The sequence below is a fragment of the Corynebacterium axilliensis genome, assembly GCF_046097495.1.
Lineage (GTDB): Bacteria > Actinomycetota > Actinomycetes > Mycobacteriales > Mycobacteriaceae > Corynebacterium.
Map to the genome: position 1 here is coordinate 1,059,022 of NZ_CP175768.1, position 26,793 is coordinate 1,085,814.

At 59.1% G+C, this 26,793-nt stretch carries 48 protein-coding genes and 1 tRNA gene; 5 read left to right on the plus strand and 44 right to left on the minus strand.

Annotated elements, in window-relative coordinates; translation table 11 throughout:
* Positions 1-29: 29 nt before the first annotated feature.
* The 12 genes from ACKFR8_RS05080 to ACKFR8_RS05135 all read right to left on the minus strand — a co-directional run bounded on the left by ACKFR8_RS05080 (position 30) and on the right by ACKFR8_RS05135 (position 8,835).
* Entirely contained in the window at positions 30-386 is a 357-nt protein-coding gene (locus ACKFR8_RS05080; protein ID WP_408930758.1) for a hypothetical protein, read from the minus strand.
* Positions 387-777: 391 nt separating this feature from the next.
* Complete coding sequence (locus ACKFR8_RS05085) at positions 778-1,131, minus strand: hypothetical protein (protein ID WP_408930759.1); 354 nt, start codon at positions 1,129-1,131, stop codon at positions 778-780.
* On the minus strand, positions 1,131-1,514 hold the full coding sequence (locus tag ACKFR8_RS05090; RefSeq protein ID WP_408930760.1) for a hypothetical protein: 384 nt from the start codon (positions 1,512-1,514) through the stop codon (positions 1,131-1,133). The genes ACKFR8_RS05085 and ACKFR8_RS05090 overlap by 1 nt, the downstream gene beginning before the upstream one ends.
* Positions 1,515-1,516: 2 nt before the next feature.
* The gene (locus tag ACKFR8_RS05095; RefSeq protein WP_408930761.1) at positions 1,517-2,431 is read right to left on the minus strand and encodes a major capsid protein; all 915 of its coding nucleotides are present in this window, start codon (positions 2,429-2,431) and stop codon (positions 1,517-1,519) included.
* 15 nt (positions 2,432-2,446) lie between these two features.
* The gene (locus tag ACKFR8_RS05100; protein ID WP_408930762.1) at positions 2,447-2,812 is read right to left on the minus strand and encodes a capsid cement protein; all 366 of its coding nucleotides are present in this window, start codon (positions 2,810-2,812) and stop codon (positions 2,447-2,449) included.
* Positions 2,813-2,837: 25 nt separating this feature from the next.
* Positions 2,838-3,386, minus strand: coding sequence for a hypothetical protein (locus tag ACKFR8_RS05105; RefSeq protein WP_408930763.1), 549 nt, complete (start codon positions 3,384-3,386; stop codon positions 2,838-2,840).
* Positions 3,387-3,501: 115 nt separating this feature from the next.
* Positions 3,502-3,777 carry a VG15 protein gene (locus ACKFR8_RS05110; protein WP_408930764.1) on the minus strand — a complete coding sequence of 92 codons (276 nt, stop codon included), beginning with the start codon at positions 3,775-3,777 and terminating at the stop codon, positions 3,502-3,504.
* A gap of 592 nt (positions 3,778-4,369) precedes the next feature.
* Positions 4,370-5,704, minus strand: a complete 1,335-nt coding sequence (locus tag ACKFR8_RS05115; protein WP_408930765.1) for a phage portal protein — start codon at positions 5,702-5,704, stop codon at positions 4,370-4,372.
* Between the two features lie 81 nt (positions 5,705-5,785).
* Positions 5,786-7,435 (minus strand): terminase, encoded by a 1,650-nt coding sequence (locus ACKFR8_RS05120; protein WP_408930766.1) that lies wholly within the window; start codon positions 7,433-7,435, stop codon positions 5,786-5,788.
* An 11-nt stretch (positions 7,436-7,446) separates the two neighbouring features.
* Complete coding sequence (locus ACKFR8_RS05125; protein ID WP_408930767.1) at positions 7,447-7,800, minus strand: phage terminase small subunit; 354 nt, start codon at positions 7,798-7,800, stop codon at positions 7,447-7,449.
* A 43-nt stretch (positions 7,801-7,843) separates the two neighbouring features.
* A complete protein-coding gene (locus tag ACKFR8_RS05130) occupies positions 7,844-8,293 on the minus strand; it encodes a hypothetical protein (protein WP_408930768.1) in 450 nt (149 codons plus the stop codon).
* A gap of 380 nt (positions 8,294-8,673) precedes the next feature.
* Positions 8,674-8,835, minus strand: coding sequence for an HNH endonuclease (locus tag ACKFR8_RS05135; protein WP_408930992.1), 162 nt, complete (start codon positions 8,833-8,835; stop codon positions 8,674-8,676).
* On the opposite strand from ACKFR8_RS05135, the gene ACKFR8_RS05140 reads away from it, so the two are divergent.
* Positions 8,767-8,913, plus strand: coding sequence for a hypothetical protein (locus tag ACKFR8_RS05140; protein WP_408931024.1), 147 nt, complete (start codon positions 8,767-8,769; stop codon positions 8,911-8,913). The genes ACKFR8_RS05135 and ACKFR8_RS05140 overlap by 69 nt on opposite strands.
* 333 nt (positions 8,914-9,246) lie before the next feature.
* Here the strand turns inward: ACKFR8_RS05140 and ACKFR8_RS05145 are convergent, their stop codons facing one another.
* The 29 genes from ACKFR8_RS05145 to ACKFR8_RS05285 form a co-directional block, all read right to left on the minus strand.
* On the minus strand, positions 9,247-9,726 hold the full coding sequence (locus tag ACKFR8_RS05145; protein WP_408930769.1) for a hypothetical protein: 480 nt from the start codon (positions 9,724-9,726) through the stop codon (positions 9,247-9,249).
* Positions 9,723-10,019 (minus strand): hypothetical protein, encoded by a 297-nt coding sequence (locus tag ACKFR8_RS05150; protein ID WP_408930770.1) that lies wholly within the window; start codon positions 10,017-10,019, stop codon positions 9,723-9,725. Before ACKFR8_RS05150 ends, ACKFR8_RS05145 begins: the two co-directional genes overlap by 4 nt.
* Positions 10,016-10,462: a hypothetical protein gene (locus ACKFR8_RS05155; RefSeq protein ID WP_408930771.1), complete on the minus strand. Its 447-nt coding sequence runs from the start codon at positions 10,460-10,462 to the stop codon at positions 10,016-10,018. The genes ACKFR8_RS05150 and ACKFR8_RS05155 overlap by 4 nt, the downstream gene beginning before the upstream one ends.
* The gene (locus ACKFR8_RS05160; protein WP_408930772.1) at positions 10,459-10,674 is read right to left on the minus strand and encodes a hypothetical protein; all 216 of its coding nucleotides are present in this window, start codon (positions 10,672-10,674) and stop codon (positions 10,459-10,461) included. Before ACKFR8_RS05160 ends, ACKFR8_RS05155 begins: the two co-directional genes overlap by 4 nt.
* A gap of 184 nt (positions 10,675-10,858) precedes the next feature.
* Positions 10,859-11,092: a hypothetical protein gene (locus ACKFR8_RS05165; protein ID WP_408930773.1), complete on the minus strand. Its 234-nt coding sequence runs from the start codon at positions 11,090-11,092 to the stop codon at positions 10,859-10,861.
* Positions 11,089-11,445 (minus strand): hypothetical protein, encoded by a 357-nt coding sequence (locus tag ACKFR8_RS05170; RefSeq protein WP_408930774.1) that lies wholly within the window; start codon positions 11,443-11,445, stop codon positions 11,089-11,091. The genes ACKFR8_RS05165 and ACKFR8_RS05170 overlap by 4 nt, the downstream gene beginning before the upstream one ends.
* Positions 11,442-11,780: a hypothetical protein gene (locus tag ACKFR8_RS05175; RefSeq protein ID WP_408930775.1), complete on the minus strand. Its 339-nt coding sequence runs from the start codon at positions 11,778-11,780 to the stop codon at positions 11,442-11,444. The genes ACKFR8_RS05170 and ACKFR8_RS05175 overlap by 4 nt, the downstream gene beginning before the upstream one ends.
* Positions 11,767-12,123: a hypothetical protein gene (locus ACKFR8_RS05180; protein WP_408930776.1), complete on the minus strand. Its 357-nt coding sequence runs from the start codon at positions 12,121-12,123 to the stop codon at positions 11,767-11,769. The genes ACKFR8_RS05175 and ACKFR8_RS05180 overlap by 14 nt, the downstream gene beginning before the upstream one ends.
* Positions 12,116-12,466, minus strand: coding sequence for a hypothetical protein (locus ACKFR8_RS05185; protein ID WP_408930777.1), 351 nt, complete (start codon positions 12,464-12,466; stop codon positions 12,116-12,118). Before ACKFR8_RS05185 ends, ACKFR8_RS05180 begins: the two co-directional genes overlap by 8 nt.
* Positions 12,467-12,470: 4 nt before the next feature.
* The gene (locus ACKFR8_RS05190) at positions 12,471-12,683 is read right to left on the minus strand and encodes a hypothetical protein (RefSeq protein WP_408930778.1); all 213 of its coding nucleotides are present in this window, start codon (positions 12,681-12,683) and stop codon (positions 12,471-12,473) included.
* A complete protein-coding gene (locus ACKFR8_RS05195; RefSeq protein WP_408930779.1) occupies positions 12,680-12,853 on the minus strand; it encodes a hypothetical protein in 174 nt (57 codons plus the stop codon). The genes ACKFR8_RS05190 and ACKFR8_RS05195 overlap by 4 nt, the downstream gene beginning before the upstream one ends.
* Positions 12,846-13,067 carry a hypothetical protein gene (locus tag ACKFR8_RS05200; RefSeq protein WP_408930780.1) on the minus strand — a complete coding sequence of 74 codons (222 nt, stop codon included), beginning with the start codon at positions 13,065-13,067 and terminating at the stop codon, positions 12,846-12,848. The genes ACKFR8_RS05195 and ACKFR8_RS05200 overlap by 8 nt, the downstream gene beginning before the upstream one ends.
* Before the next feature lie 147 nt (positions 13,068-13,214).
* Complete coding sequence (locus tag ACKFR8_RS05205; protein WP_408930781.1) at positions 13,215-13,580, minus strand: hypothetical protein; 366 nt, start codon at positions 13,578-13,580, stop codon at positions 13,215-13,217.
* Positions 13,573-13,977, minus strand: a complete 405-nt coding sequence (locus tag ACKFR8_RS05210; protein WP_408930782.1) for a RusA family crossover junction endodeoxyribonuclease — start codon at positions 13,975-13,977, stop codon at positions 13,573-13,575. The genes ACKFR8_RS05205 and ACKFR8_RS05210 overlap by 8 nt, the downstream gene beginning before the upstream one ends.
* Positions 13,974-15,080, minus strand: a complete 1,107-nt coding sequence (locus ACKFR8_RS05215; RefSeq protein ID WP_408930783.1) for a hypothetical protein — start codon at positions 15,078-15,080, stop codon at positions 13,974-13,976. Before ACKFR8_RS05215 ends, ACKFR8_RS05210 begins: the two co-directional genes overlap by 4 nt.
* Positions 15,058-15,624: an HNH endonuclease gene (locus tag ACKFR8_RS05220; protein WP_408930784.1), complete on the minus strand. Its 567-nt coding sequence runs from the start codon at positions 15,622-15,624 to the stop codon at positions 15,058-15,060. The genes ACKFR8_RS05215 and ACKFR8_RS05220 overlap by 23 nt, the downstream gene beginning before the upstream one ends.
* A gap of 126 nt (positions 15,625-15,750) precedes the next feature.
* On the minus strand, positions 15,751-16,173 hold the full coding sequence (gene dut / locus ACKFR8_RS05225; RefSeq protein ID WP_408930785.1) for a dUTP diphosphatase: 423 nt from the start codon (positions 16,171-16,173) through the stop codon (positions 15,751-15,753).
* A complete protein-coding gene (locus ACKFR8_RS05230) occupies positions 16,170-16,370 on the minus strand; it encodes a hypothetical protein (RefSeq protein WP_408930786.1) in 201 nt (66 codons plus the stop codon). The genes dut and ACKFR8_RS05230 overlap by 4 nt, the downstream gene beginning before the upstream one ends.
* A gap of 14 nt (positions 16,371-16,384) precedes the next feature.
* A complete protein-coding gene (locus ACKFR8_RS05235) occupies positions 16,385-16,588 on the minus strand; it encodes a hypothetical protein (RefSeq protein WP_408930787.1) in 204 nt (67 codons plus the stop codon).
* Positions 16,589-17,071, minus strand: coding sequence for a single-stranded DNA-binding protein (ssb, locus tag ACKFR8_RS05240; protein ID WP_408930788.1), 483 nt, complete (start codon positions 17,069-17,071; stop codon positions 16,589-16,591).
* Complete coding sequence (locus ACKFR8_RS05245; RefSeq protein ID WP_408930789.1) at positions 17,072-17,899, minus strand: hypothetical protein; 828 nt, start codon at positions 17,897-17,899, stop codon at positions 17,072-17,074.
* Positions 17,892-18,425, minus strand: coding sequence for an NUMOD4 motif-containing HNH endonuclease (locus ACKFR8_RS05250; RefSeq protein ID WP_408930790.1), 534 nt, complete (start codon positions 18,423-18,425; stop codon positions 17,892-17,894). Before ACKFR8_RS05250 ends, ACKFR8_RS05245 begins: the two co-directional genes overlap by 8 nt.
* Positions 18,426-18,427: 2 nt before the next feature.
* Complete coding sequence (locus tag ACKFR8_RS05255) at positions 18,428-19,321, minus strand: YqaJ viral recombinase family protein (RefSeq protein WP_408930791.1); 894 nt, start codon at positions 19,319-19,321, stop codon at positions 18,428-18,430.
* On the minus strand, positions 19,318-19,500 hold the full coding sequence (locus ACKFR8_RS05260) for a hypothetical protein (protein ID WP_408930792.1): 183 nt from the start codon (positions 19,498-19,500) through the stop codon (positions 19,318-19,320). The genes ACKFR8_RS05255 and ACKFR8_RS05260 overlap by 4 nt, the downstream gene beginning before the upstream one ends.
* Positions 19,501-19,896: 396 nt before the next feature.
* Positions 19,897-20,064 (minus strand): hypothetical protein, encoded by a 168-nt coding sequence (locus ACKFR8_RS05265; RefSeq protein ID WP_408930793.1) that lies wholly within the window; start codon positions 20,062-20,064, stop codon positions 19,897-19,899.
* Positions 20,054-20,242: a hypothetical protein gene (locus tag ACKFR8_RS05270; RefSeq protein ID WP_408930794.1), complete on the minus strand. Its 189-nt coding sequence runs from the start codon at positions 20,240-20,242 to the stop codon at positions 20,054-20,056. Before ACKFR8_RS05270 ends, ACKFR8_RS05265 begins: the two co-directional genes overlap by 11 nt.
* Positions 20,243-20,318: 76 nt before the next feature.
* Positions 20,319-20,498 (minus strand): helix-turn-helix domain-containing protein, encoded by a 180-nt coding sequence (locus ACKFR8_RS05275; protein ID WP_408930795.1) that lies wholly within the window; start codon positions 20,496-20,498, stop codon positions 20,319-20,321.
* A gap of 273 nt (positions 20,499-20,771) precedes the next feature.
* A tRNA-Leu gene (locus tag ACKFR8_RS05280) sits at positions 20,772-20,855 on the minus strand.
* 243 nt (positions 20,856-21,098) lie between these two features.
* Positions 21,099-21,287, minus strand: a complete 189-nt coding sequence (locus tag ACKFR8_RS05285; RefSeq protein ID WP_408930796.1) for a helix-turn-helix domain-containing protein — start codon at positions 21,285-21,287, stop codon at positions 21,099-21,101.
* A 273-nt stretch (positions 21,288-21,560) separates the two neighbouring features.
* Here ACKFR8_RS05285 and ACKFR8_RS05290 point away from each other — a divergent pair, with 273 nt between their 5' ends.
* Positions 21,561-21,782, plus strand: a complete 222-nt coding sequence (locus ACKFR8_RS05290; RefSeq protein ID WP_408930797.1) for a hypothetical protein — start codon at positions 21,561-21,563, stop codon at positions 21,780-21,782.
* On the opposite strand, the gene ACKFR8_RS05295 is transcribed toward ACKFR8_RS05290, so the two are convergent.
* The 3 genes from ACKFR8_RS05295 to ACKFR8_RS05305 are packed head-to-tail and all read right to left on the minus strand — an operon-like array spanning position 21,779 to position 23,141.
* Entirely contained in the window at positions 21,779-21,925 is a 147-nt protein-coding gene (locus ACKFR8_RS05295) for a hypothetical protein (protein ID WP_408930798.1), read from the minus strand. The two genes, ACKFR8_RS05290 and ACKFR8_RS05295, sit on opposite strands and share 4 nt — an antisense overlap.
* Positions 21,922-22,326 carry a hypothetical protein gene (locus ACKFR8_RS05300; protein ID WP_408930799.1) on the minus strand — a complete coding sequence of 135 codons (405 nt, stop codon included), beginning with the start codon at positions 22,324-22,326 and terminating at the stop codon, positions 21,922-21,924. The genes ACKFR8_RS05295 and ACKFR8_RS05300 overlap by 4 nt, the downstream gene beginning before the upstream one ends.
* Positions 22,326-23,141 (minus strand): antA/AntB antirepressor family protein, encoded by an 816-nt coding sequence (locus ACKFR8_RS05305; protein WP_408930800.1) that lies wholly within the window; start codon positions 23,139-23,141, stop codon positions 22,326-22,328. The genes ACKFR8_RS05300 and ACKFR8_RS05305 overlap by 1 nt, the downstream gene beginning before the upstream one ends.
* A gap of 428 nt (positions 23,142-23,569) precedes the next feature.
* Between ACKFR8_RS05305 and ACKFR8_RS05310 the strand changes: the two genes are divergently transcribed.
* From ACKFR8_RS05310 to ACKFR8_RS05320, 3 genes are all read left to right on the plus strand, one after another.
* On the plus strand, positions 23,570-24,010 hold the full coding sequence (locus ACKFR8_RS05310) for a hypothetical protein (protein WP_408930801.1): 441 nt from the start codon (positions 23,570-23,572) through the stop codon (positions 24,008-24,010).
* Positions 24,011-24,041: 31 nt separating this feature from the next.
* Positions 24,042-24,392 carry an ImmA/IrrE family metallo-endopeptidase gene (locus ACKFR8_RS05315; protein WP_408930993.1) on the plus strand — a complete coding sequence of 117 codons (351 nt, stop codon included), beginning with the start codon at positions 24,042-24,044 and terminating at the stop codon, positions 24,390-24,392.
* 1,003 nt (positions 24,393-25,395) lie between these two features.
* Positions 25,396-26,559 carry a tyrosine-type recombinase/integrase gene (locus tag ACKFR8_RS05320; RefSeq protein WP_408930802.1) on the plus strand — a complete coding sequence of 388 codons (1,164 nt, stop codon included), beginning with the start codon at positions 25,396-25,398 and terminating at the stop codon, positions 26,557-26,559.
* Positions 26,560-26,793: the final 234 nt, after the last annotated feature.

Genomic DNA, 26,793 nt, shown 5'->3' on the forward strand with positions numbered 1-26,793 from the left:
GGGCCTGAAAGAAAAAAGGTCAGCAACACCTACTGGGTGCGCTTAATCTGCAGCTGTGCAGTGAATTGAAAGCGGGAATACCTACGGTCTGGGTCGTCGTAGCGTATGAGGTTGTTGTCCACAGATGCCCAGGTGACCTGGTTAGTGCGGAATCTTCGCCACGCTTCCCAGGCATCATCTGCTAGCTTTTCAGCAGCAATTTCTGTAGGGGCGTAGCACTCCACTAGAAAGCGTGGCGCTTTGGTGGACCAAGTATCCGCCCCTCCCCCAATGCGGGAGATAATGACGAAGCGCTGCGGCTCGGGGTCAGGCATCCGCGTGGATACTCGTACACCCAGAGCGTCTTTGAGCATCTTTACAGCGATAGCCTGTGTTGAAATGCCCATCAGCCTAGAACCCTCACCATCACGTTCTCACGATGGTCGCGGTGCTTAGCCGACCAAGTATCGGCGTACACAATTCCGCGATAGCGAGACTTACCCTGCTGAGTGGATAGCACAAACCCATCGCCGCACCTGGCGGCAATGTCCTCCCCATGCTCAATGACGAGGCGTTTAGCCACGCTCCCGCGAAGAAGCTCACCCAAACCTGCGCGGTTAGGACGGTATTTCGTCGCCATGGCACCACCTCACATGAGCCCAGCCGGCGGGGCTGTACGCAGCTTTAATCTTCGTCTGGGCCTCATCCGCAAAGCAGATTAGCGAACCCCCATCAAACGACAGAGACGAAGTCTTCACTTTGTCCACGTCGCCATTAGGGCGCTCCACCCACAGCCAACTACTCGATACCGGCAAGATTAACCACCTCCAAACCTGGCGCCCACCCGAACGGGTTATGCTCATAGTTCTCAGGCTCGCCAACGACCTCAAGGACATCGCTCCGCTCGGGGAGGCGAACAGCGTCACCTACAAGAAACGCCCCTGTAGGGGCGTACATCTCGATTTTCACGGTGCGGCGCCCATGGCCTGCAACCTTCGGTTCATCGGACTGCGGCATTGCCCAACCTGCCACCAGGACTGGCTCGGCAGCCTCCACGTCCTCTACGACGTCATTTCCCAGCTCGTCAACAGCCCCCACCCGCTCACGGCGGATACGAACCACCGAATACCGAAGTGGAACATCGAGAGCCATCACCAGCTCACCGCCTCAACGGTTCGCATGCCACGCGACCGGTTCAGCTCATCATCGAGCGCTTTATCCAGCATCTCCCGCTCCGCCCGAGTGAGAAAAATATTTCCCTCACTGTTACGGAACGACGACGACTGCGAGAAAGGCCCCGCGGTTTGCGACAGTGATTCAACATGGTCCGTGTTCTCCGACAAAAGCGCACGCTTCGCCATCGAGCACACGATAATCCGCAGCACAGCCGTCAGCTTCTCTGACGGATTATCCGGCAGGTCATACATGGCCTGCAGCCATACCGACGCATCCTCGAGAACGGCGTCCGCCTGGTCCCCATCAGGGGCAAGCGACCACCGCGCGCGCAGGTCGTCACCAGTTGCAAACGCCGCCATAACTACTGCGCCAGACCGGAAATCTTCACCGCGGAGAACGGATCAGTGACACCGAACGCCATGGATGCCCACGTGTAGAAGCGGGTCAGCTGACGGCGCTTGATGTACTCGTTATCGGTAGAAATCGGGTCTTCGACACCCATGACTCCGATAGCGCCGCGCTGCAGCAGCAGACCTTCACCCTGGCCGAGAGAATCAGCATTAGAAATAAGGAGCTCCACTCCGAGAGTGCCCAGCACATCTCGCCAGTTCTTCACGCCAAGGATGGTGCGCAGATTCTTCGCGTCACGCGGCTTCAGCACGAGAGTATCCGGGGTGTAGCCGAGATTGGTGTCCTCAATCTTGAGCTTGGCTTCCTCAATATCGTCAATGAGCTTGCCCTCGCCGGTCAGCGCGGTCTTATTGGATGCGGTGACCTTGCCAGCCGAAGCCCAACCAGAAGACTCGAGCTTCAGCGCACCATCAAGGTTAGAAAGCACGTCGTCAATGACGGCAACAGCACGATTATCGATGTCCTTGACCATCGTGTTAGCCACGCGGGCCGCACCACGCTGGAGGATAATCGGGTCATTGCGCTTCTCTGCCTCACGGGTCAGGTCGTAGTAGCCACCGGTCTTAACGACCGGGTCAACCATCGGCTTGCCCTGGCTAGTGGAGAACGCGGGGAACTCCGCGCCCGGGGCGATAACCCCCGGCTTTTCTGACACGGTCGCCACGTTGGCCTCGAGTCGGTCATACATGATGGCGCCGCCGTTAGCCGCGATGGAGGTAAACAGGAACTGGGAGACCAGGTTAGCCTCCGTCAGCTGCGCAATGTAATTGGAAAGACGCGTCGGTTCCTTGACGAACATTGACGCAGTAATCTTGCCGTCCTCAGTCACACGCGCTGGGGACAGCGGGAAAGTGAAATCAGCCATTCTTCTTCCTCTTCCTTACTTCAGCGCCACAATGACGCGGTTATTAGCGGCAGCAGAAACGGCAACACCGACAGCTGGCGCGGCCTCGCCTGCCTTCGCAGCCTTACCGGACGCCGCGGCAGCAACCAGGTCACCCGCGGCGATAGCACCGCTGGCCTCAACCTCAACGATGTGGCCGGCCCGGTACACCATGACGTAGCCGTCCTTAGCGACATCGGTGGCCGGAACGCCGAATACCTCAGCGTTAGCCGCGGCAGGCTTAACGACGGGGTTGCGGCCATCAATGTCGCCGGCAATCTGGACAAAAGTGCCCGCCTTCAGATCCGCCTGCGCCTTCACAGTCGGATTCTGGGCGGGGCTGTAATGAACAACAGTGGACATTACAAAATCCCTCCTTATTCAGGGTTTAATTGGACTGGGTAAAGCGGCCAGTAACCGGCCACGAGGACGGGAACGAAAAATCCGGCACATCCTCACGTGAGGAAGCACCAGGCTTAAAGTCCTCAATCGGATAGTCAGACGGCGGCGCGGCACGCTTCGCGGCCTGCGCCTGCAGCTCGCCAAGACGCTTCGCGTTATCGTCGAACTTCTCCGGGTCCGCACCAAGCAGGTCCGCATTCTCCGCAGAGATTCCGTACTTGGCCAGTGCCTGCGACCGAGCCAGCTCGACCTGGTACTGCGTTGCCTTCGCCCGCTCGGCCTCCAGGGCCTCCTGCACGCGCTGCAGCTCGGTCTTCTCCGCATCCTGAATCTCGCGGTACTTCTCCGCGTCGGCACGGAACTCGTTGCGCTCGGTTCGGTAGCGCGCACTTTCCTTCCGGAGCTTCTCAAGCTCCTGCTGGTAAGACTCCGCGCTACGTTCCGTCTTCGAGGTATTGGCCTCCTGGGCCTTATCCTCGTTTGCCACCGCGGCGGCGTTCTGGTCGTCGGTGGTGGCGGTCGTTTCTTCTGCCATCGGTAACCTCCTGGGTTATCTAGGGTGGGCATGAAAAATCCCCCGGCCACCACCCATGTGGTGCGGGGGTCGTGCGCTATAGAGGAATCGAACCTCAACATGCCACCAGGTAGCGCTAATTATCTGAAAACGGGGAATACTGGGTCGCATCAACCTCGCCTGCGGAGATTGCTTCAGCCCAACGCTTAAACTGCCCTGGCGCGGGTTTACCGCCAGACCATGTGTGTTTCTTCCACTGCTTGTACAAGGCCTCCGCGTGCTCCTCCCCCTCCCACGGAACGTTCTCCACGACAAGAACCGGGATGCAGTCGCACCCATCGTGGTAACGGCGCCCGTCCTTGCGAGTAACAACCGTGTCCTCTTGGTACACCGCGCCGCGCGAAGCGAGCATCGTGCAGAACGCACAGGACTCCCGCCCTGACAGGACACGGGCATATCCTGCATGCGCCGGAGCACCCGATGAGATGAACCTCGCGGACCCGTTATGCGCGGCATCCGCAACAGCGTTCCGACCCGCGGCGACCACATGCCGCGACAGGCGACGCCCCAAGTCCGAGGAAATCCGGGCTTGCAACGCCTTATCTCCTCGATTCGCAGCCGTTGGAGTCACAGCCGTCAGTACTCGCTTCTTTGTCTCTTCATCGAGCATCATCACATGCAGCTGCGTTGAACCCGGAGTCAGCCGAGATATATCTGCGATAGCGTCATACAGGGCTTTGCGCGGGTACGGCTCCAACGGCTCGGGCCGTAGCTCTACTCCCGCAGCCGCGGCCTGCCTGCCGAGCTCAGCAACGTGTGTTCTCCACGCAGTGCGCCGCATCTGCACAACCCGCGGGTACAGAATATCGACCAGGGCGTTAGCCTGCTCAGCTGTAACTGGCACGCCGCGCGTTGCAATCACTTTTGCCACGAGGCGCGAAACATCCCTAGTTAGAGAGTCATCATTTCGTCGGATGAACTCTAAAGGCACCGCAGCCTCCTATCTACAGTTGCAGGCCACGCAACGCCTCATCATCGGCCCATCCTCCGAGAATCGGGTTAGCCTTCGCTGTTGTGCGAGCACGCTCCACCCGCTCCTTCGTCCACCCAGGAATATCCGACCACAATTCTTCCGGCGGGATGCCTAGCATGGTGGTGAGCTTGCCGAGACCGTCCACGGTCTGCGCGAACGAGCGAGACGAAGTTTCCTCCCACGTCACTTCCGCATCGAAGTCAGAAGCCCCTTCTTCATCGTCCACAGCATGCGAACATAGCCGCAGCAGCTGTTCGTGCGACTCCCCCAAAGACGTTTGAATCTCCGCCGCCTGCCGGTCCTTCGACGTCTCGAGCGCAGCCAGACCATCCGCTGAAATGTTACTAATAGCATTGGCTCCCAACGACTGGGCAGGCACCTGCGCCAGGGCGGCGAAGTCCCTTACCGACGCCTGACGAGACTCAATATAGCGCGACAAATCCGTCTCATCGTACTGACCGACCTTCACATCAGGGTCATCAAAGAACTGAGTATCAGCGACTGACTGGCGGAATGCTTGCATCTCATCTGCGGGCATCCAACCAATCACATAGCGCTGTTTGAACGCCGCGAAGTGCTGCGCCACTCCCTGTTCGTAGTTCGTCCGGTTGATGCGGTCCTGCAGGCCAATGAGATGCTCGACAATGCCGCGGCGCTCCTCCCCCTCGGCAAGCATCCGGTCCTGGTAGCGAACGATAGGGACCGCACCCATGTTATGTGGGCGGGCCTCCTGAAACACCAGGTTCGACGGCGAGTAGTAGGTCTTATCGAGCCAACCATCCACAGTCATCGGCGCATGCTCGATACCGAACCAGTACACGTTTTCTTCGTCGAAGAGCCGCATATGCCGGTCGCCAATCTCGAGCGCCAGCATCGGGAACTCATCCGTCGATGCCAGCCCTGGCAAGCCCAACGAGTCTGAATAGAACGCGACCATGCGCCGCGGCGAATGCACACCAATACGCAGCGCCCCGCCGCTGGCGGGCATCACCGACGCGTACGACGTCCCATAGGTCAGCGCCGCCCGATGCAGTCCAGTCTGCCGCGCCGACATCTTGTTACGCTGCCACCACGACCACGCCCGCGCCTGCTCACCATCCGCCGAGTAGAAACCGTCCACCTTCAGAGACTGCGAATATGTATCCACGACCAGGGCAATGAACGGGGCTACCGACATGCGCGCTAGTTCCGCATGCTGAGCACGATTCTTCGAGTTGAGCGCGGCGCCAACACGCGCCGAAGCCGCCTCGCTATCCCACGGCACCATGTACTCGTGAATATTGTCGAAAACACGGCGCTCGGCCACGTGCGTCGCCAAAAGCTCACGCGCCGCGCGCTCAACTTGACTCTTCCTCAACGCCCAGCCTCCTTCCGCCGCTACCGGCTCCTAAATGAAAAATGCTTTACCTGTACGCTGCCGCTTCTTCGACACCCCGCCGCGCTCACGCGCCAGGCGCCACACCATGCGCGCACCAATCATGCACACGCAGGCGTCAATCTTCTTCGACGACTTCCGCGACTCCTTACGCACCGTAATGCCATACCGCCCCTCATGCCGGCGCGCGTTCAGCACATGCTCCGTCAAGAGCGGATTACCGTCATGGGTGAATGAGTGCTGCATAATCTCAGCCTCTGCGAGCTCCGCAGCCGTTGTGAACTGGAAATCCTTACCGCGCATATCCCATGCGATGGGCTCCGGCTGCTGCGCACCCCGCGAGGTCGCCCATAGCTCGAGGCGGTCACGGTACCGCTCCGGCCACGCCACCTTTGTGAACGACTCCCACTCACGCACGTCCGCGTAGAAGCCAATGACGTTCCACGTAGCGAACGCAAAGTCAACGCGGTTGTCGACGGCCTGCACGTCCACCAGCGGCTTGTCCTCCGGCGTCGGTGCCTTCGGCTCCCACACCCCAATAGTGAAGATATGCCCGTCCTCCATGCGACACCCAATAAGTGCCGTGTGGTCATTCGACAGCGACCCGTCAAAGAACATCACGATGTCCTCGCCCGGCTCGACCCGAATATCAGGCCGCGCCATTTGCGCCCAGTCCTGCGGGTCGCACCACGAATCGGATGACGCCACCGGCCAGTTCAAATACTTACGTTTCGAATCATCCACCTGTGCCGACGGGGACCAGATACGCGTCATAATCGCGTCAATGTCAGACCAAGGGCAATCCGCATACACCCACTCGAGCGCAGAGCGTAGAGAATCAGCACTCCCCAGCTCGGTATCGTGCGGGGCTTGCCGCGCATCGTAAAGAATCCGCGACTCGTTCTTAGACCGCCCTGTCTCCTGCAGAACCCAGTCATTAAACGTGGACTCACCCGCCGAGTTAATGCCCGGCTTCCACGCATTCAACGTCTCCAACATACGAGAGCCAGACTTCGACAAGTTATCCATCAAAGTTGCGTGCAATTCTGCCCCACCATTCGACGGGGTCCAGTGCTCCAACTCGTCACCGATAACGAACGTTGACTCCGCACCTTCGGCGGTTGCTGCCGATGACGTGATGACTTCAAGCTTGCCTTCCGGCTGCACGAAAATCTGGGTCTTTCCAACGTCTAGGCTGTAGTCACGGTGCAGCGCCGGCGCGTTCGCGGGTGAAGCCATCGCGCGCACCATGCGCATCGTATTCTCTGTCTGGTCCAAGGAGACCGCGGCAATCTGCACCCACGGCATCGACACCGGCTTACCGGCCACGCCGCCAGGCACATCCGGGTCCCAATGGCCGAACCGTACTGGCGCTAATAGCTCAACCAGTGCCATGACTGCAGCGAACGGGGACTTGCCGGAACCTTTCGCCAGCCGGCGCGCCCCATGGTGAAACAACCAACGGCCATTCTCGTCCAAGGCGTAGAACCACAAGACGAAGCGCGCCTGCTCGCGAGTAAACTGCCACGCCTTACCGGCCCGAATGCCGTTGGGGTGCCGTAGGTACTTCGCAGCCCATGCCAACGCCTCATAGCCCAGCGTGTACTTCGGTAGGCCCTCGGGCAACGTCGCCAACCGCTCCTGCGGAGCAACCTCACCCATAAGGCCACCTCCTACTTAAACATCTCCTTGTACTGAGACATCACCGACGACGCCTCATCATCCACAGGACCAGCCTCCGCGGCCTGGAGCTCAACGCGGAGACGCCGGCGCTCCCCCTCCGTCGTCATCAACGACGCCGCAGCACGATTAAACTCGCCCAGCATCGACGCTTTAACCCCTTCACCACTATTAAGCTCCTGGCTCATAACCTCAGCCAGCAGGCGAGCAGTCTGCCAATCAGACGGTTCATAGAACCGCGCCTGGCCCGACGTCTTCAACGACCGAAACCAGTCCTTCATCAACGGATGCCACGACGGCGACACCCGCGGCGCCTTCGGCGCAGGCCGCGGCGCGTCATCTTTCACGACAGTCAACTTTGGCTGCGACTCATCTGGCTTATTGCGGCGCCTACGCTGGTCGCTCCTCTTCGGTGGTGGACCGGGCATCACGCATCACTTCCTTCAAACTCACCGGCTCACCGCATCGGATGAACCGGCCATACGAATACTTCTCAACGCTGCCATCGCCTATGCTCCGGCGAATCCCCCGAGCTTCCGCCGCCTCCACGAACACATGCAGGCCGCGCCCACTAACAGAACGCTCCACATAGACAATGGGCTCTGCGATTGCGTCGACAACGCTACGACCCCACGGCTTCAACACACCGCCCTCAAGCGCGTTGTCCAAGTCGTAGCAGCCAAGCCCGTCACCGAGCATGACACCGAAACCATCGCCCGCACCGCGCTGCGATTCTTCGAACGAGCACCAGGTGCCGGGATTGGTAGATGACGCCGGCGTGCCGGCGGGAGTGATGGGCCGTTTACCTTCCGCGCGCACCCACCGAGGGACGTCGGTCATAGCCGCGGGCACGGGCCGCTGACGACGCTTACGGGACACTGCCTGCCGGCAACGTGCCGAGCACGTCCGCCGCGCCGGGCCCTTCGATTTCTGCACCACATCACGGCCACAATTCAAGCACTTCACACCACCAATAATACCTGATGACCTGCGATTTGTCACAGGTAGCGAGGCGAGGAAACAAAGCGCCGTTTGAGCCTTTTAGACACCCAAAACCCGAAAAACTCCTCCTAGCAGCCACACCGCCCGCAAACGGCACCACAGCCACCACAACGGGCATGTAGCACCAGCCAGGGCAAATCCTGCAACCCGTACAGCTTTTCCGAGCCTATCCCGTCCGGCGCGCCCGACGCGGCAACCGAAGAGCCCTCCCCCACCCCTCAGAGTACTCCAGGATGCCGCCCCACGGGCAACCGGCGACGCATCCGCTTCACAGCGCGAGCACGGAACGCCTCCCTCTGTGTTTTCTCGCGGTGACAGCCCACGCACAGCGTCTGGAGGTTGCTGGGGTGGTGCGTGCCGCCTTGCGCGACGTTGAGGATGTGGTCAACCTCCAGGCGCTCGGTGCTTCCGCATTGGACGCATTGGTTGCCATCGCGGGTGCGGGCAGCTTTGCGTAGGTGGTGTGGTGCGCCGCGTGATGGGTTAGTCCACATGCTCTCACTCCCCCCTTTGTTCTTTGTGCCTTGTTCCAGTCGTGAGCTGGCGGCCTGCGCCTCGGTGTTGTTGCTCAGAGCTGCTCTAACGTTTCAATGCGTGATGGTTAGTTGCAGGTTGAGGTGGCTACAAGGCTTGGTGCCTTGCCCCGGTCGCGAACCGGCGGCCCGCATCTCAGGTGGATAGTTATGCAAAAAGTGTCCGCATTAGTGGGTTAGTGAGTCAGGCGACAAGACTTATAAAACGACAAAAGCCCGCTCTCAGGCGGGCTCTTACTACAGCGCAATCATATCATTTTATTTAGGTTCCTTGTCAAGTGGTGGCAAGTACTTACCGACGAGGTGCCGTTTCACTCGCGCTGACTTGAGTAGTGCTTGGCCGTGTTCCGGTGGGTGTGTCCATCGGTTGATGGTGCGGGCCTGGTCTTGTAGTTCTTGCATGAGGTCTTGTGCCCATGGGAGTTCTGTGAGTGGTTGTGCGTGGTATGCGATGAGGTGGCAGAGTCTGGGGGCTGCTAGGTCGCCGTCGTGTAGGCGGATGTTGATGCCGTCGATACCGAAGGCATTAAGACAGAGTTCCCGCAGGTTCTGCTCCATCTCTACATAGCGGTTGACCCATAGCCAGTTCCCCGGTGACTTCGGCCCCAGCCCTTTGATGCTGTTGCGGGTCTTGACCTCCGGCGGGTTGGGGGTTGTGTGTTTGAGGGCTTGCAGTTCTTGGTAGTGGGTGCGGAGTTCTCTCGCTAGGTCGCGGAGTTGGAACTCGTCAACGCTCATTGATTCTCCTGGTGTTTGGCTGCTGCGAGTAGGAATTTCGCTAGCGGTTTCCATTCGTGTGATGCGAGGATAAACACATCGTCGCCTGCTCTGAGACTGATGCGGTGTTGGCTGATGACTGTGGCGGTGAGTGCGCAGAGCGCACCGCTGCGGTCTTCGATGGTGGTTATCCGGGCCATTCGGTTGGCGTAGTGCATGGCTTCGTCCCACCGGTGAAATAGGTCGTAGTTGTTGCCGCCAACGTCTTCGACGCTCCACATGACGCCGATTTTGCGTACTTCCCACCGGCTCATGCTTCCTCCCATTCCCCTACCCAGCGGCGGGCTTTGCCCTCACCCTCACCAAACTTATCTAGCTTCACCTCAATACCGTTAGGCGGAGCATCGTAGTAGCTCATGCCACCCTCTGACAGTCCCTCGATGCTTACCGCGTTCTTGAGAATCCCGGGGTCTGGATCATCGTAGGAAACAACCACATGACCGTCCTCCCACTGCCCTGCTGGTGGTGTGCCGTCTGGTGTCCAGGCGCGGGGTAGGTCAGGGCGCGGGGTGAGATTTTCGGGGATGGTGAGGGTTCCTAGTTGGCCTTCATGGATTAGCTCACAGAATCCCTGGTGATTGAGGCTGTCGCCTACGTAGATTGCGAGGTTGGTGCGCTCGTCGGGGTCAGGAAAGTCGCACCACATTCCCCGGCACTGAGCTCTTTCCTGTGGAGTCATATCGGCGAGGGTTTTCATAGTTCCTCCTTCAGTCGGTCATAGATGGGTGTTACCTCCGCGTCGCGGTGGTTGTCTCCGTCGAGTTGGATTCTGTCGGCGTACACGGTGAGGTGGACGCGGTGGATGCCGGGCGCGGGTGTTTCCACGGTGGGGCCTTCGTCACTGTGTAGGAGCGGGATGCCGTCGAGGGTGATGCCGCGTGGGCTGACACGGATTCTGTGTGGCCTCATGCCGCCTCCCCTTTCCTTGGTTCGTCGCTTAGTGGGCCGACTCGATAGGTGTACTCGCAGGCGCGGACAAGTGTGGCCTGGCGCTTGCAGAGGTATGCCCAATCTGGGTGGGGGTTGGATGGGAACGCGGCCCATTCGCCGGTAGTTGTTTCCTTCACGGTCCAGCCATTGGCAGGTTTTGGGGTCATACTTCTTTCCATTCTGTGACGTGGCGGCGCATGCGGGTGCCGGGGGATACGTCGAAATAGTGCGGGTCTTCGGAATCACCGTTCCAGCTTCCGCGTGGGTGTGGTTGTGCGGTGATTATTTCGGTGTCCATCGCGGCGATAGTCTCCAGAGCTTGCTGCACCACAAATGGCGGGATGAATGGTAGGCGTGTGATGTACCCCAGCCAGTAGCGTGCGTCTTCCGGGGTCATTCCTCTCCCTCCTTGTGCTTGGCGGCTGCGAGTATCGTCCGGCCAATGGCGACTGCCTCCGGCGCGTTGAGCACTAGGCGGAAGGTCTTTTCTTGGCAGTCATGCCCAAAGATGACGATGTGCTCCCCCATGCGGCGAATGTCGCCTATGGGGCCGGGTAGGTACCAGACTGCGCCGCTTGTGCCCATGCCCCTAGACGGCTTAGGCAAATCCTCTGCAAGTAGTCCGGCCTCAGCGAGTGCATCTGCTATGCGGTAGTGGGCCGGGACTTCTTCATCCCGCTTATCGTTTTCCCGCATCACTATCAGGGTTGCGAGACCCTTGTTAGTTATGTGGAATCCTTTAATCGTCATGCTTGTGGCCATCCTTTCGGGTAGTGGGCGGCGGCGTGGATTACGTGGGCGAGGGCGGCGGCATCGTCGGGGTGGGCGCTCATGTTGCAGGCTGGGGAGTTGATGTATACGCCACCGGCGAGGTATTCCACGTGGACGGTGTCGTTGTGGATTCCGTAGCCGTGGAGTTTCCAGTGTGGCCAGCCTTTTCGGCTCACGCTGTCCGGTTCTGGTGGGTCTGGGGTGAGTAGCCCGGCCTGTGCGAGTGCTTCTACCGCGTCGTTCGGGTGGATGCGGAGGTCTCCGGGGCGTCGGGCGGCTTCCAGCACCGCGAGGGCACGGTCATAGTTTCCCATCGTGGACGTCCTTCATGTCGCAGGCGGCGAGGATTGCGTGGGCGGTTTCGCGGGCTTTGGTGGTGTCTGCGAAGCGGAGTTCGCCGGGGTCTGGATTAAGCTCCGCTGGTTCCCGGTCGTCGTCGGTTTCGTCGTGGATGACGTGAATAATGCCGTCCTCTAGGCTGACGTAGCCGTCCACCATGTGCCATTCTCGCTCCCCTGTGTCGAGGAAAATACGTGGCTCAGGCAGGTCTGGGGTGATTAGCCCATAATCAGCTAGGCACTCCGCGATACGGTTTGGGCTGTAGCCTTTCTTCACGCACATCATGATGACGCGAGCGGCCTGGTCTTGGTTATCCATCGTGGTCTCCTAGGATTTGGTCGATGTGGTCTACTACCGCCGCTGCGAGGTCTTGCTCTGCTGGTGTGCGTGCTGGGTCGATGCTCACGTCCTCCCAGACCTCACTGAGGTCGTGCAGCGCGTCCCTCAGGGTTAGTAGCTCTTGGGCTACCTCGGGGCCGAGGGCTACAAGGCGGCTAAGCTCCATCTCCACCCGCATCCCGTAGATTTCTTCATGCTTACTGGGGTACTCGTGGTAAATGCTGCTAGCTGCGGCACCCTTGTACGTCCATTGCAAGGCGAGGGGATTTTTTCGTTCCTCATCGAGTAGGCGCTTCAAGGTGCTGGTACTCAGGTCAGTCATTGGTCTACATCCACTCGTATCCGCTATCGGTCTCAGTGATTCCGAGCTGCTCGATTAGCTCCCCCTCCGTGTAGGTGGCGCTGCTTTCGAGGGCATTGGCAATTGCCCTCATACCATTTTGAATATCTTTACCGGTCAGGTCGTAGTAGTCTCCCCGTGCTGCTGCTCCGTAGGCATAGAGCGCCTGAATTGCTGCTTGTACATTTTCAGGTTTCATTTCTTGTCTCCTAGGTATCGGTTGAGTTTGTCGCGGAGCGCTGCCGCTTCTTCGCGACTCATGGTCAGGGTGGAGTACTGGCAGGGCGCGACTTCTAGGCGCACGTCAATCTCATACTCACGCCACACGCCGACGGTCTTTCTCACCTCCACGTAGCGTGGCTCAGTCATCCTGCACCTCTGCGAGGGTGTAGCGCCTGCCGGTCGGGGTGAGGGTTTCGGGTTCTACGGTCTGCCAAAGCATATGGCTTTCTATCGCACCTTTTCCTTTGATGCGTGTGATACGTACATCCCCAGACAAAGGGCCCTTTCCAAGCATGATTACTTTTCCGAAATCGGGGTGCTCTGCTTCTGCGAGGTAGTGCAGGTCATCATCCCACTCCACCTCGGCCATGGTGGGGCGCGGGAGCGGAGGGAGGGCGGCGAGGACTATTTTTCGTTGAATATGGCGGATGTAGTGGACATATCGGACGCAAGCACTGAAAGGGTAGTTAGTGCCCTGTGTGCGTTAAGGATTTGCTCACGGGTTGGGTTAGTCATTGGTGTGCTCCTTGATGTGTTGGTTGAGGCGTTGCCAGTCTTTGTCGTCGATTTCGCTGAGGACGCTGCGGGGCGTGGCTTGGCGGTAGTCGCATTCCTCGCGTACGTCGCGGGCGATGACATGCCGCGTGTTGTCGCTCAGGTCATCCCAGTTGCGGATGACCCAGTCGACGGTCTTGACGACGATGTAGGTTGCCCGGCCCCTCGCGTAGCGCACCGCACCGACGACCAGGAACTGGTCATAGGGGGTGAGGGTGATTTCTTCGCCCTTGTAGTGTCGCCAGCGGGGGTCGTCCAGGAGCTGGTCATCCTTGCGCATATCACGCGTCAGCTCGTCATACTCGTCACGATCAGTCATTGTTTTCCTTCCAGTGGATTGCGATTTCGGCACCGGGTGGTGTGGTGTCGGTGGCGTAGTGCTTGGTGGCGCGCAGCAGGGTCACGCGGCTGTCGTTGGTGAGGACGCCGGCGGCTTCGAGGGCGTCGAGGACGGAACGGGCCAATTTGTCGACGTCTGGTTTGACTGCTGGGGCGTCGTAGCGGGGTCGTTTGGGTTTGGGTAGGTGGAAGTGCATGTAGACGCTTACGGGGGCGTCTATCGGCTCGCTGGGCCTGTTTTTGGTGGCTTCTTGGGTGACGGCCCGCATCCATGCGGGGAGCTTCTTCGAGGACTCAATCATCCTGCCGTTGCCGACGTGACGCTTGGAGCCCTTCGGGGCGGGTTCGCCGTCTACGCGGAAAGTAATGATGTTCAAAATGGGGCCTCCTTTCGCTTGTGAGGGGTTGGGGTTGTGGTTTGGGGTGATTGCCCACTGGTGGCGTGTTTGTCCGTCTGTGAGGCCGCTGGGCCGCGATTTGAGCCTGTTTCGGTGTTGTGGTCGCAGCGCCATGCTTCCCCCGCCTCGTAGCGCATGCCGTTGTCGTCACACAGGTCGCACTCGTCGATAGCGCGGCGGCGGGCTTCCTTCTCAGCCTCAACCTTCCGGGCATCCTCCGCTTCGGTGCCCTCACGCAACTTTTGGCATTCGCGGCACGGCTCATCCACCCACTCCCCATCCGGGATGTGACGATGCTTCGGGCAACGAGTGCGTGCGGCGTGAGCCGCCGCTAACTCGTCCAAGTTCTGGGGAGGGGGGTTCGATTCATCCGACTCCGCACCATCGTCGGCGGCAGTCTGGTTTCCCCTTCTCCCCCGAACCCCCTCAACCCCTTCCCGCGTTTCCACCCTCTGCGAACGTCTAGAAAAGGTTGTGGTTGTGGTTGCGGTTGTAGGGCTAGGGTCAACGCTAGGGTCAACCGAACCCTTCGGTTCACCCTTAACCCTAGGGTCAATGGAGGGGTAAACCGAGGGGTCAACGCTAGGGTCAATGGAGGGGTAAACCGAGGGGTCACTGGAAGGGTCAATAGCGCGTTTCTTCAACAACGCCAACGCCTCATCAGACCCCCAACCCTTAAACTCCGGATGCTCCTCATGAAGCCTCCTAAGCTCCCAAACAACAACCCCCTTAATCGACCTAGACCCCACAGCAGCAAACTCACGCGCCATCGTCGTCGCTAAGTTCCGCTGCTTCATCAACCCGTCATGCCGCACAAAAGTACGCACCAGGAACTCGTCAGTGTCCTCATCGACCACAATGAAACGACCATCAATAAGCTCACAGGCGGCACGTTCAACATCCTGCCGAGTCCAGGACGCGCACATCCCAGACAAGCGGCCCGCATGCCAGGTACCCACGCCGGCGCGGTTCATGGTGGGGTGCGAGATGAGCACAAAATACAGCAGCTGAGCATTGTTACTCAGGTCGAGAAAAGCGTCATCATTCCAGATAGACAACTTAATCTGAGCAAAATCCCTCATCGTCGCCTCCTTCTAGTTCGCGAGCTGATTCCTCAATCTCACGAATGACGTTCCGGCAGCAGCCACAGAAGTACTGGAACTTTCGCCCCGCGGTGGCGGGTGAGTTCAATGCGACTTGAACGAGGTGTTCAATCTCGTCTTGGCTTATTCCCTTAGCGATGTAGTTGTAGACGATTTTCGCGTAGTTGAAGGGAAGGCTGTAGTCCAGGTGCTGCGGCCATACTGATAGGAAGAAGTCGCCTACTGCCTCAATGTTTTGGATGGTGTTGTAGCGCTTTTGGGCTGCTCGTTCGATGTTGTCGCGCCATTGCTCAGCGTCTTCGACGATTTCGGTTACTGTGTCGTCGTCGAGGCTGCGGTTCGCTTTACCGGAATTACAATCAGCGCAGGCGGTGACCAGGTTTTCGGGTTGGTCGGTGCCTCCGAGTGATGTTGGTACGACGTGGTCAACGTGGAGTTGCACGTCAGGGGCTTTGGAGCCGCAGTAGCGGCATGTGAATTGGTCACGGCGCAAGATTTCAAAGCGGAGTGATTTGCTTACCATCGTCTTCTCCTCCTTTCTCGATGGATTGGAATAGGTGGATGAGTGCGTCGAGGAATGCGGGCGAGGCGCAATAAAGGCCGTTGTCTTCTAGCCACACCCGCAAATCCTCACGCTGCTGGTGGGTGGTCACTTTCCGCTGCTTCCGATGCCGTTGGTGCCGCGTTGGGTGGTGTCGAGGGTGGAGACTTCGGCGATTTCGTTGGGCGTGATGGGGACTACTACGAGTTGTGCGATGTAGTCGCCGGCCTGAATGTGTTGGGTGGTGTCGCCGGTGTTGTGGAGGCTGATTTTGATGGGTCCGCGATACCCGGAGTCGATGATGCCGGTGCCGTTGGAGAGCACCAGGTGCTTCTTGATGCCTGTGGAGCTGCGTACAAACAGCATGCCTACATGGTCACGGGGTATAGCGACATGAACACCGGTATCTCCTACCCTGTGAGCGCCTACGGGCACGGTGAGGTCGTGTTTGAGGGCGAGGTCAATGCCGGCATCGTGCTTGTAGGCTTGGCGCGGGTGCGCAGCCCCCTCGTCGAGGGAGTAGTAAATCAATGCGGGTTCCTTTCGGGGTCGATGAGCACCGGCGCGGTGGCGGGCAGGATGAATCGGCCGTCCCTGGTTGCCCCATGTATGTAGTCGCCTTTCTGGGCGGCGTAGACGATGCGGTCGGGCACCAGGTCGGGGTCGTAAGCGTCGGGGTTGAGGACGACGCGGCAGGCCTTGTGGTGGGGTAGGTCTGCCGCTGTCATCTCCACGTAGGGCATCAATACTCACCTCGTCTGATGAGGGTTATGACGTGTGCGGCGGCTTTGGCTAGGTCTGCTGCCCCGAGGTCTTGTAATTCTGCGGGGGTTGGATCATCGTTGCTGTAGTGCTTGAGGTGGTCGATGTCGTCGGCGTAGGCGAGCAGCCTGTCTTCGAGCTGCTTCAGTTTCTCCTCGTAATAGGAGGCATCCAAGGCAGTCACCTAAAAAGGTGGTTCCTGGTCTTGGCCGGTGGGTGCGGGGTTGCCCCACGCCCCAGACTGGGCGGTCTGACCGTTCTGCGCGGCTTGGTTCCATTGCTGCTGAGCCTGCGAGGGCTGCTGTCCCTGGCCTTGTCCGCGTGGCTGGTTGTAGAAGCTGCTGGCAAGAAGTTCAACCTTGCTGCGCTTCTCCCCCTCCCTGGTCTCCCACGAGCGGGTAATCAGCTTTCCGGTGACGGCAACCTGGTCGCCCTTCTTCAGCTCAGCGGCGAGGTGCGCCCACTGCACAGGATTCTGATTCTTGGTCTCGTCCCAGATGGTGACGTCGAGGTACAGGACGCGGGTCTTCACCCATTCCTGCTTTTCCTGGTCGAACTTGTTGTCCGAGCTGGCGAGGGTGAAACTAGCGACGGCCTTACCGCTCTTGGTGAATCGCAGTTCGGCGTCACGGGGCAGGCCGCCGGTGATGGTGATGGGGTCAATCATCTACTTTTCCCCTTCCAGCTCGGACCAGCGGGTGCGGCACAGGTCGAGTACTTCGTCTGGTACTTCGCCGGATTGCTTGAGGTTAGCGGCGAAATCGTTGACCTGCTCCGAGGTGGTGAAGCCCTCCAGGGTTTCCTTCACGTCGTTGATGAGGTCACCGTCCACCACCTCCGGCTCCGGCTCCTTCTTGGTCAACGCCGGAACCGGTGCAGTCTCAGCCTTCGCCCGCACATCCTCACGAGTAGCAGTCATCTTGACCGGCGACTGCTCCCAATCCTCCTTGATAGGCATACCGCCGGTTAGGTGCGGAATCATACGGTCAGTTAGCTCACCAATGCACTTCCAATACAGCATCTTGGATGGGCGCGTCTCGTACTGAGCTTTATTGCCCTTAACGAGGCCTTCCTTGGTGGCGCGCTCGATGGTGTATCGGACTTCCATCTCCTGGCCCTTAGGGCTAGTCATGCGTACCGTGACGGCAGTAGGAGTGTCCTCGATGGTCTCTGCGATGTAGCCGTGCTGTAGGGCAATGGCAAGCGCTGCCTTGCCGTAGAGCGATGGGGTGCCGTGGACAACGTAGATGGACTTTCCGATGGACTCTGGTGGGATTCCTAGAGTGGCACCCTTGAGGATTGCTGCTGCCATGTCGTTCGGCTTGCCCTTGAATGGGCCTGCGAAATCAGTCCTGGCGAGCTGTTCCGCAATCTGCGATGCGGCTACCCATGATTGAGCCTGAGCCTGTAGCTGCTCAAGCACGTTGGTGTTGACTGGAGTCATTGGCGCGGGCTGAATGTCCTGCTGATTGGTGGTGGTGAGTTCGTTAGACATTGGTGTTCTCCTTGTTCTTTAGGGTGTGCCAGCGATTTTCAGACCTATCTCGGTGGCATTGGCGGCAGTATCGGGCGGTTGGTCGGGACGGGATTACCTTTGTGTTCTCCTCGTCATAGGGGTGCCCTTTTGGGCAGTGCGTTTTTCGTGCTTGGTGGTCGGTTCCATGCCCGCGCCGGTCAAGCATGTTGTTGGAGTGGGTATCCCATCTGAGGTTTTCAAGCCGGGCGTCTCCACGGTCGCCGTTGTTGTGGCAAGCTTCTTGCCCTTTTGGGCATGTGCCGACGAAAGCCAGAAGGACTAGCCTGTGCACTTTCGCAGTGATGACTTTCCCTGGCTTGCGCAGAATGACGATTGGATACCCAAGCCTGTTAGTTCCGGGTCTCAGGTTCCGTCCTTGGTAGGTGCGTAGCTGGCCATCGCTTCGCGTGACGGTGCGGGTCAGGCTGCGCACGTTTCCTAAGTTGCTGACCTGGTAGAAGCCTTCCCAATCTGGTATGTCACGCCACTCTTCGGCGTTGCTCATGGTTATTGCTCCTTGATGGTGAGTCGTGTTGACCCTGCGCGGGTTTTGGTGCGGAATTCGTTGTAAAGGTCGGGGTGGGCGGCTTTGAATACGCGGGTGTCGAACACCTTGCTTGGTTGTGTGGTGCTGACGGTGAGGTGGTAGCCGCCGTAGTCGCCGGTGTGCGAGTCGCCGGTCAACTCCAGGATTTCGGCCTTGAGGTTCGCGATGCGCTTCTTGCGGTCGTCTACCTCAGCGGTGAGCGTGGCGTACTGCGCGACTAGGGCGGTGACGTCATCAACCTGGTCTAGGCTGGTGATTTCGCCCATCCAGTCCGGTGTTGTGCCGTCGAGCCAGGCGAACCACTCCCCCGCGGTGTTCATCAGCTCTGCCGCAAACTTGGGGTCATAGGTGATGGTGCGGTGGTCGAGGGCGACCGGAACAAAGTCATCGTGCACCTCAACGAGTAAGGCACAGGCTTCTGCCCCGGTGTAGTGCATGTTTGCCTGAATCTGGCACCAGTACTGGTCCGGACACCAGTCATGCCAGCGCCCGCCCGTGAAGGGCCTGGAGCTGGTCTTAATCTCCCCAATGACCTCAAGGTCATCGCTGTAGAGGTCTGGCGTGCAGGACAGGCGCTCATCATCGGGCAGGAAGATGGTTTGCGGGTCCTCGTTGTAGGTGAGGCGCGTGTCCACTTCCTCAATCAGCACCTGGGCCAACAAAGGTTCACGAGCGCTCCCCCACTCCGTGTACTGATTGCCCCGGAACTTCGAGCCGTGTTCTTTCTGGTCGCGTACCTCGTGCCACGTCGCCGCATTCTTACTGCAATGCAGGCGGGCCAGCTCCGTCGAGGTCAACCGTCCCCGACGGAACTCCAGCCAATCCTCATGGTCGCCCGGTTCGTAGCGTCTCACTTCGCCCTCCTCTCGTCATAGCGGGACAGCGTCAAATCAGTCAGATTGAAAGCAATATCGGGGTCATAGCCCCGGTCCATAAAGTCCTGCATAAGGTTGTCGGCCTCGTCCGCGAGGGTGTCGAGATACAGCAGTTTGCTGCGTCCTATGCGTGGAGGCATCTTGTTTGGGGTGTTCATGCGGTCCTTCGTCGATTGAGAGTGCGTTTGGCCTGGTTGGCGTGGTATTTGCAGAGGCGGAATCCGCGTCCCCAGCCGAGGTAATCCCCGCCGGTCTGGTTGCAGCCGTCGTAGAGGCAGGCTTGTGTGCGTACGAAGTCAGCGGCGGCTTTCCTTGCTTCTTGCAGGGGGTGGAAGCGAGTGGGGTCTGGGATGTTGACCCACCATTTCCCGTTATGTGCCCAGGGTTGTGGGTGCTGGCGTGGTCCTCTGCCCCTTGGTGTTGTGGTCATAGTGTGGTGGAGGTCGTGGGCGAATTTGAGGGCTTGATGCCAGGAGGCGGCGGGGAAGGTGTACCCGTGGTGGTGGACGCACCAAAGACCCGTCTGACCCTTCCGGATGGTGGTGGCCACTGGTTTACATCCACACCGGAGGAATACTGATGAGTGCATGGAAGGCGAAGCCGGCGATGCCACCCATCAGGCCGGTGGCCCAGCACAAGCGGACACGCTTCGCAGCGATATCCTTCCAGTAGGCGATGCGGCGGGCGTCTGGTGTGGTGCGGGGCGGTCGTTTAGTGTGCATGTTTCTTTGCTTCCTTTTCTGTGAGGCGTGCGAGGAGGTTGGCTTGCGCGGCGGCGTCTTTGACGCGGCGGCGGGTGGGGCCGGAGAGGCGGGCGAGTTGGTAGAGGGCGTGGTATCGTCCCTCAATCTCGTAGAATTCTTTCGCTGCCTGGTCGAGCGGGATTTCAAACTTCGGCATTAGCCCCTCCGCATCATGTAGAAGCGCGGGGTGTAGGCGCGGTGACGGCGATGAAAAAAGTGAGTCAAGATGCGTTTCATGCTGCGTCTCCTAAACGTTGGTCAACGATGGTTCGGGGGAACACGATTCGGTTCCCGACCTGTATTGGGTGGAGTTCCTGAAGTTTCCCGGCGCGTGTGTGGCGCAGCAGGGTGCTCAAAGCGACGCCGAGCATTCCTGCTACTTCTTGCGCTGTGTAAGTCCTGGTAGACTGCATTGTGTTGTCCTTTCCTGGCAGCAGGCCCCCGCGTAGTGCCTAAACTTTTGTGGGGGCCGCTTTTATGTGTGGGGGTTGCAGGCTTGTAGTGCCAGGTAGAGGGAAAGTTGAACGACCTCGCCCCGGATGCAGCCTTGACGCTTGTCTCTCCTCCGATGTGATTAAGCGCTTGACAACCCTGTGCCCAGCCGGGGAGTTGAACCCCGGTGCTTCCAAGAACCAACCACCCGCCAATAGGCAATAAGTGATGTGTTCAAACCGTTCTGGGCTGGGTGCTTCGCCCGGGAGTCGAACCCGGATACCCGTGTGGGTGCCGCATTTTGAGTGCGGTGCGTCTGCCGATTCCGCCAGCGAAGCAAAGTATTTCTGTCGGCGCCGCTCGTTCCCTCCCAACCACGTTGGGGTGCCTACCTCACGGTTCGCCCCGGTCATCGCAATCTAAGAACCATGCTCGCGGGGCCGGTATCATCCGGCGCTCTTCACTAATTCAGTTTTCAGTCATCGCGGCCAGCCGGGTTCCTGCCCTATCCCCTGGGGCAGGAGGGTTCGGCGGCCTGGTGCCCGCGGGGAGGCTTGCACTCCCCCGCCTGCTAAGTCGGGCTATTGGATTAGGTAGGTGTGTTTTTCAAGGTGGTCTTCGATTTGGTCACGCCGGTAAAGGACGTGGCGGCGGCTGGGACGGATGCGGTCCCAGTTGTTGTTGCGGGCCCAGCGGCGCAGCGTGTCCGGGCTGCACCGCAGCAGCTCGCACGCCTCCTCCGTGCTGAGGTACTTAGAAGTGCTTGTCATAAGAGGTCCTCTTTTATGCGTGGTGGGTGCCGCAGTAGGAGCGGCCCCGGTCCAGCGGTGGGGTCTTAGTGATGCGCAGGTAAATGTTGAGGAAGTGCTCGCGGCCTTCTTGTGGTCGGTGCATGGGTGTAGACTCCTTTTTGAGAGATTGATTTTTCTTCTTGGCTCGGTGTTCCAGCACCGGGCCTTTTCGTATGTGCTTCACTTAATTCAGGGCGGTCTGCCCTAGAAAGTGAGGTGATGATGATGGATAAGGAACTAGAACGAGCCCAATTGCAGCTGGTGAAATCGATGTTCGACCAGGCAGCTATCTCTGTCAGTAGGGCCCGTTTCAACCTGGATCAGGCCGAGGCATCCAAGAAGGCAGCTGCCGAGAAGTACGACAAGGCTGAGGAGCTCTACCAGCAAGCCAAGACGTCACACAGCTCTGCCGAAGATGCCCTCAACGCCGCCGTTACTGCGTTTGAGCAGAGGTACGGAGAAAAGCCGTTCTAACCAGTCTCGTCGTCGTCAATTTTCTGCAGTTCTTCGTTTATTTTCTTTGCGTATTCGATAGCTGTTTTGGAGAAGGCGATTGACTTTTCAGCCAGTTCCTCCGGCGTTGCAGCGCCGGAGGTTTCCTTTTCGTTGCGAGTCATGCTGGTTCACCTCCCCTAAAAAGCTCGTCGGCGGATTGGATAACCCCGGCCTGCTTAAGCACCGCGATAGCTTCGGACACGCCCACCTGCTGTTTAGCCTCGACGCGTTCCTGCCCATCTGCCGGCCATTCCACCGGAGCGGACCGCTGCACAATCGCGATGTATCCCATCGAATTGAGCAGGTCCACCCGCGCCTTCGCAGATGACCGCGACTTATAGAACTTGTCGGTATTCGGCTCGAAATACTTGTTAGTTCCGAATCGCTCGATGTAGTCAGCGTCAGCAGTCCAGCCGACCGGGCAGGTCCACACCCCGCCTTCTCCGCGCTCATCGAAGGCTTCATATCGTTCAAACTCTGGATATTCGACGATGTGTGCGCGGTAAAGAGTGTTTTCTCGCATTACTTTCCTTCTTTCGGGTTGAGAATTTCGCCATATTCCTGCGATGCCTGGTAAATCCACTTCCAGGCAATGTCTTGTCCGGCTGGCGATAATTGCGGGGTGCAGTAGGAGTGACCGTTGTCGGCGACTCCTTTTTCGTTGCGCCCCCATCCGGCTTTGACTGCGCTGCGGGTCATCTGCCCAGCGTCGGTTCGGGCGCCGCCGATCAACATGGACTTGCGGGTAAGCAGTTGTCGGACAGAGCTTTGCTTAATGTCGAGACCTTTTAAGTCGCCCCATTGCTGTACTTCGCGGTAGAAGTCTTGGCGGCGTTTCCATTCCTTCACGCCGCTGTGCGCATCAGCTTTCGCAACTTTCGGCGCTTGTCGCTCGATGGTGGCGGTAGCTTTCTGCGCAATAGCCATCTGCTCAGCGGCGTTACGTGCCTCGATTGCTGCACGTTCCGCGTTATCCGCAGCGGCACGTAGCGCTTCCGCATACGTCTGCGGGATAGCCAACGCGGAAGACTTCACGCGACGCTCACACTCGATGAAATACTGGCGAGCCTGCTTCCCCTTCTCCGAACGCTGAATCATGGAAATCTCTTTAGCCATGTCCAAGCTGATGACGTGGTTGGTTCGCTCCCGGCTGCGTCCGAGGGAATCTTGTACCCGGTCATTTTTGACCGCGTAGTCTTTGCCCTCTTCAAAGCCGTATTCGACCATGCGCGGGAACCAGTGCCGGTATTCCGTCTCGACGCCGAGGAAGTCATAGAGGTCTCGGCCCATAACAGCCTGGGCGCCATCGTTGCTGTGAATGGGGATTAGTTCACTCATGGTGTAGTCTCCTAAGTAGGTTGTTTTGGCCCCGCCTTGTGCGGGGTTTTCTTATGCGGTTAGTGGTTCCAGGTCGTCGGCTACGAGGATTCGGTCTGGCCTAGCGCCGAGGGCTGCGAGTGCTTGGAGCACGTCTGGTTTGGGGGTTCGTGTGCTTAGTGCGCGCCCCCAGGTTGAGCGGGATACTTTGGTGCGCTGTGCTAGTTCCACGGTTGAGCCGATTCGGTTTAGTTTCTTGACGCGTTCCACTTCATCCAGACTGATTAAGAACTGAGCCATTTCCTTTCCTCCTTTCGCTTGGATGACTCAATAATGAACCACTTGCGCCATAATGTCAATGGTGTGATTCACTTCGGGGGTACCCATTTCTCATTTGTAAAGCTAGGCCCGGGTTGCGTGCGTCAATTCTGACGCACTACGATGTGGGTATGATTGATTACCGAGACTGGTACAAGTCCGTAACTGGACAACGCGTAACAGCAGAAGAAATCGGCAAGCTCATCGGAGCATCACGCCCGACCGTGACCCGCCGCCTCACCCAAGACGGACTCACCGCCGACGAAATAATCAAGGTCAGCCGAGGACTACGCGTAAACCCCATCGACGCGCTAGTAGACCTCGGACACATCACCGAAGCAGAAGCCATGAGCCACCTCGACAACAACGGCAAGCTCTTGGACACCGCCGAGGATGGGGAACTCGCTATTGAACTCGCACGTCGCCTCAACCCCGCGACACGTGCCGACGAAATCAACGAACTCGAACAGCGTCGCCGCCGCATGTCCGCCCCTGCTGATATACCTCTAGGTGCCGTCGCCTACAGCGGCCCGGATGAAGATGCAGAAAGGGATGATGCCTATGACGATTAGCGCGGTAGAGCTGCACCTCCTAGCGGAAAGCATGGGCGTGCAGCTACAGCGTCACACGGGCGGGTGCCCCGGCTGGTACGACCACCGCCGGCGGATAATCAGCACAAGGCGCGGCATGAGCATCCAGCAATACCGCAGCGTCCTAGCCCACGAACTCGGCCACGCACACTACGGGGACACCCCAACCGGCAACGGCCATTACGACCAACGTCAAGAACGTCGCGCCGACGAATACGCCGCCCGACTCCTCATCAACCCCCACGACTTCGAAGCCGCCGCAACATGGCACCACGGCCACCTCCCCGCCATCGCCGACGAACTAGAAGTCACCAAACACCTGCTACGCGTCTGGAAAGCCCACTACCAAACCAAAGCAGCCTGACCCCAAAAGGACAATTCCATCATGAACTCTAACCCTTTTTCTGAGTACGGCGCCCAGCCCACCCCTCCGCCCCATAAAGCGCCCACGTGGAAGAAAGTGCTTGCCTGGACCGCAGCAGCCCTCGGAGGGTTTGTCATCTTCGGAAACTTGTTTTCAGGCAGTTTCCGAGGAATCCTCGCGGGAATATGCGTCGGTCTAGTCTTCCTTTTTCCTGGGGCGTGGTACCTCATGCACGAACGACGTGAAGCCCACGGCGCCACTCCGTTAAAGCGCCACTGGTGGTGGATAATCGCAGCCTGCGTCGGACTCCTCATCCTTGGAACCGCCGTCTCGCCCGAAACAACAACTGAGCCAAAGGAATCAACAACCACCCCGGAATCCACCACGTCTTCAATGACGTCTACAAGCTCGGAGTCCGCACCTACCTCGACGACTAGAACGACTGAACCGACATCATCTGCACCTTCGCCTTCCATGGCGCAGGACCCAACGACCGAACAACCCGCACCAGCCCCCGCTCCACAAGAGCAACCGGAACCAGAGCAAAACACTCAAGTTCAGCAATTCGCTCCGGTTCCTGAACTTCAGGAAGAAGCGCCAGCACCTGCTCCGGAACAGCCAGCCCCGGCCTACTCTGGAGGCGGCACTTCCGGGTCGTGCGCCGACATCGGACACAAGGTATACCGCGGCGACGGTATCTACCTCCCCAAGCATGACAAGGACGGCGACGGCGTGGGCTGCGAATCCTACCCTGGCTAAACCCCGCGCTTACGTCTGATGGTGGACTAAACAGCCCATAAGGAACAGCCCCGTGGAGCTGTGCTCAACACGGGGCGCCCTAGGCCCACGGGGGGATGTGGGCCACCAGAAGTATAAGACAAGACCGCCCCTGGTGCTCGTCATGTGGAAGTGCAGCACCAAGGGCGGGAAACACAAGACCCTAACGGGCTTGGAATTGTCGCCCGGGGCGTTTTTCAGCCCTGGCTAACAAGGAGTGATTCTAATGGCTATTCAGAAGCGTATCAATAAGGCGGGTAAAGAGGTTTTTATCGCTCGGTGGCGTGACCCGTCCGGTAAGGAACGCTCGAAGAGTTTTCCTCGCGCACGGCAGGCGAAAGCGCATTTGCAGGATATGGAGCGTGCCGTTAGGCGTGGTGAGTACATCGAGGATACTGGTGTGACTGTCAAGGAGCTGGTACAGGAGCGGATGCAGCAGGCGGTAAATAAGTCCACGAGGAATGGGCGTGGCATGCTGCTGGCCAACCTGGGAGATTTGGGAGACATGCCAGTGCTGTCAGTGAAGCCGTCACACGTACGGGAGTGGATGAGCGTGCTGGAGGAAGGCAGACCATGGGCTGATGATAGGCCGCTGGCCGCCTCAACTATCAATATGCTGGCCGCGATTCTTCACGGGGTGTTTTCACAGGCTGTGCTGGATGATGTGGTGGGTAGGCATCCGATGCGTGGGGTGAAGATTCCACGTAAGGAGGTTGGTGCTGAGCGTGCGGACATTCCCACGGTGGAGGATGTGCAGGCTCTGATTCGTGCGGCGCGGGGTACGGGTGTGGGGCGTGCCCCGAATTTGACGTTGGCGGCGATGGTGCAGGTGGCGGCTGAGACGGGTTTGCGTGCCGGGGAGCTGTGTGGCCTGCGGGTGCGGAATGTGAATTTTCTGCGCGGTGAGGTGCATGTGGTGGAGCAGATTAATCAGCGCACGGGGGAGTTTGCCCCGTTGAAGACGGAATCGTCGCGGCGTGTGGTGCCGATTGGGCCCGGGACGGTGGCGGTGATTGAGGAGCAGCTGCGTAGGGCGCCGCGTGGCCCGGAGGAGACGGTGTTCTGTACGAAGGTGGGGAGGCCGTTGTCGTCGTCGAGTGTGTCATCCCAGTTTCGTAAGCTGGCGCGTGCTGCTGGCGTGGATACGACGTTTCATGGGTTGCGGCATTTTTATGCGTCGTCGTTGATTGAGTCGGGGGCGTCGGTGGTGATGGTGCAGCGGGCGTTGGGGCATGCGTCGGCGTCGATGACCCTGGATGTGTATTCGCACCTGTTTCCTGGTGCTGGTGAGGGGCTGCGCGGGATTGTGCCTCAAGTGCGGGATTTGTGCGGGATTTCTGACGGTGGTGAGGGGTCTTCTGATGGGGTTTGTGCTGGTAGTGGGGGTTAGTGTGGGGTTGGGGTTGTACTACGACTGCTAAACCCAGCAGCTAGGCCCTGACCTGCAGGATTTATTTCCCGCGGGGCAGGGATGTTTCGTGACTTCTGCCGTTTTCTTCGGCACCGACGCGCTTTCAGAGGTATATTCACTTCTGCTCTCTGCACTCTTGCATTGACGCGTTTCTCTCCCCGCGTGCGAAAGGTCTCTCACCCTACTCTCCCGCCCTCGTTTATCTGGGGCTGA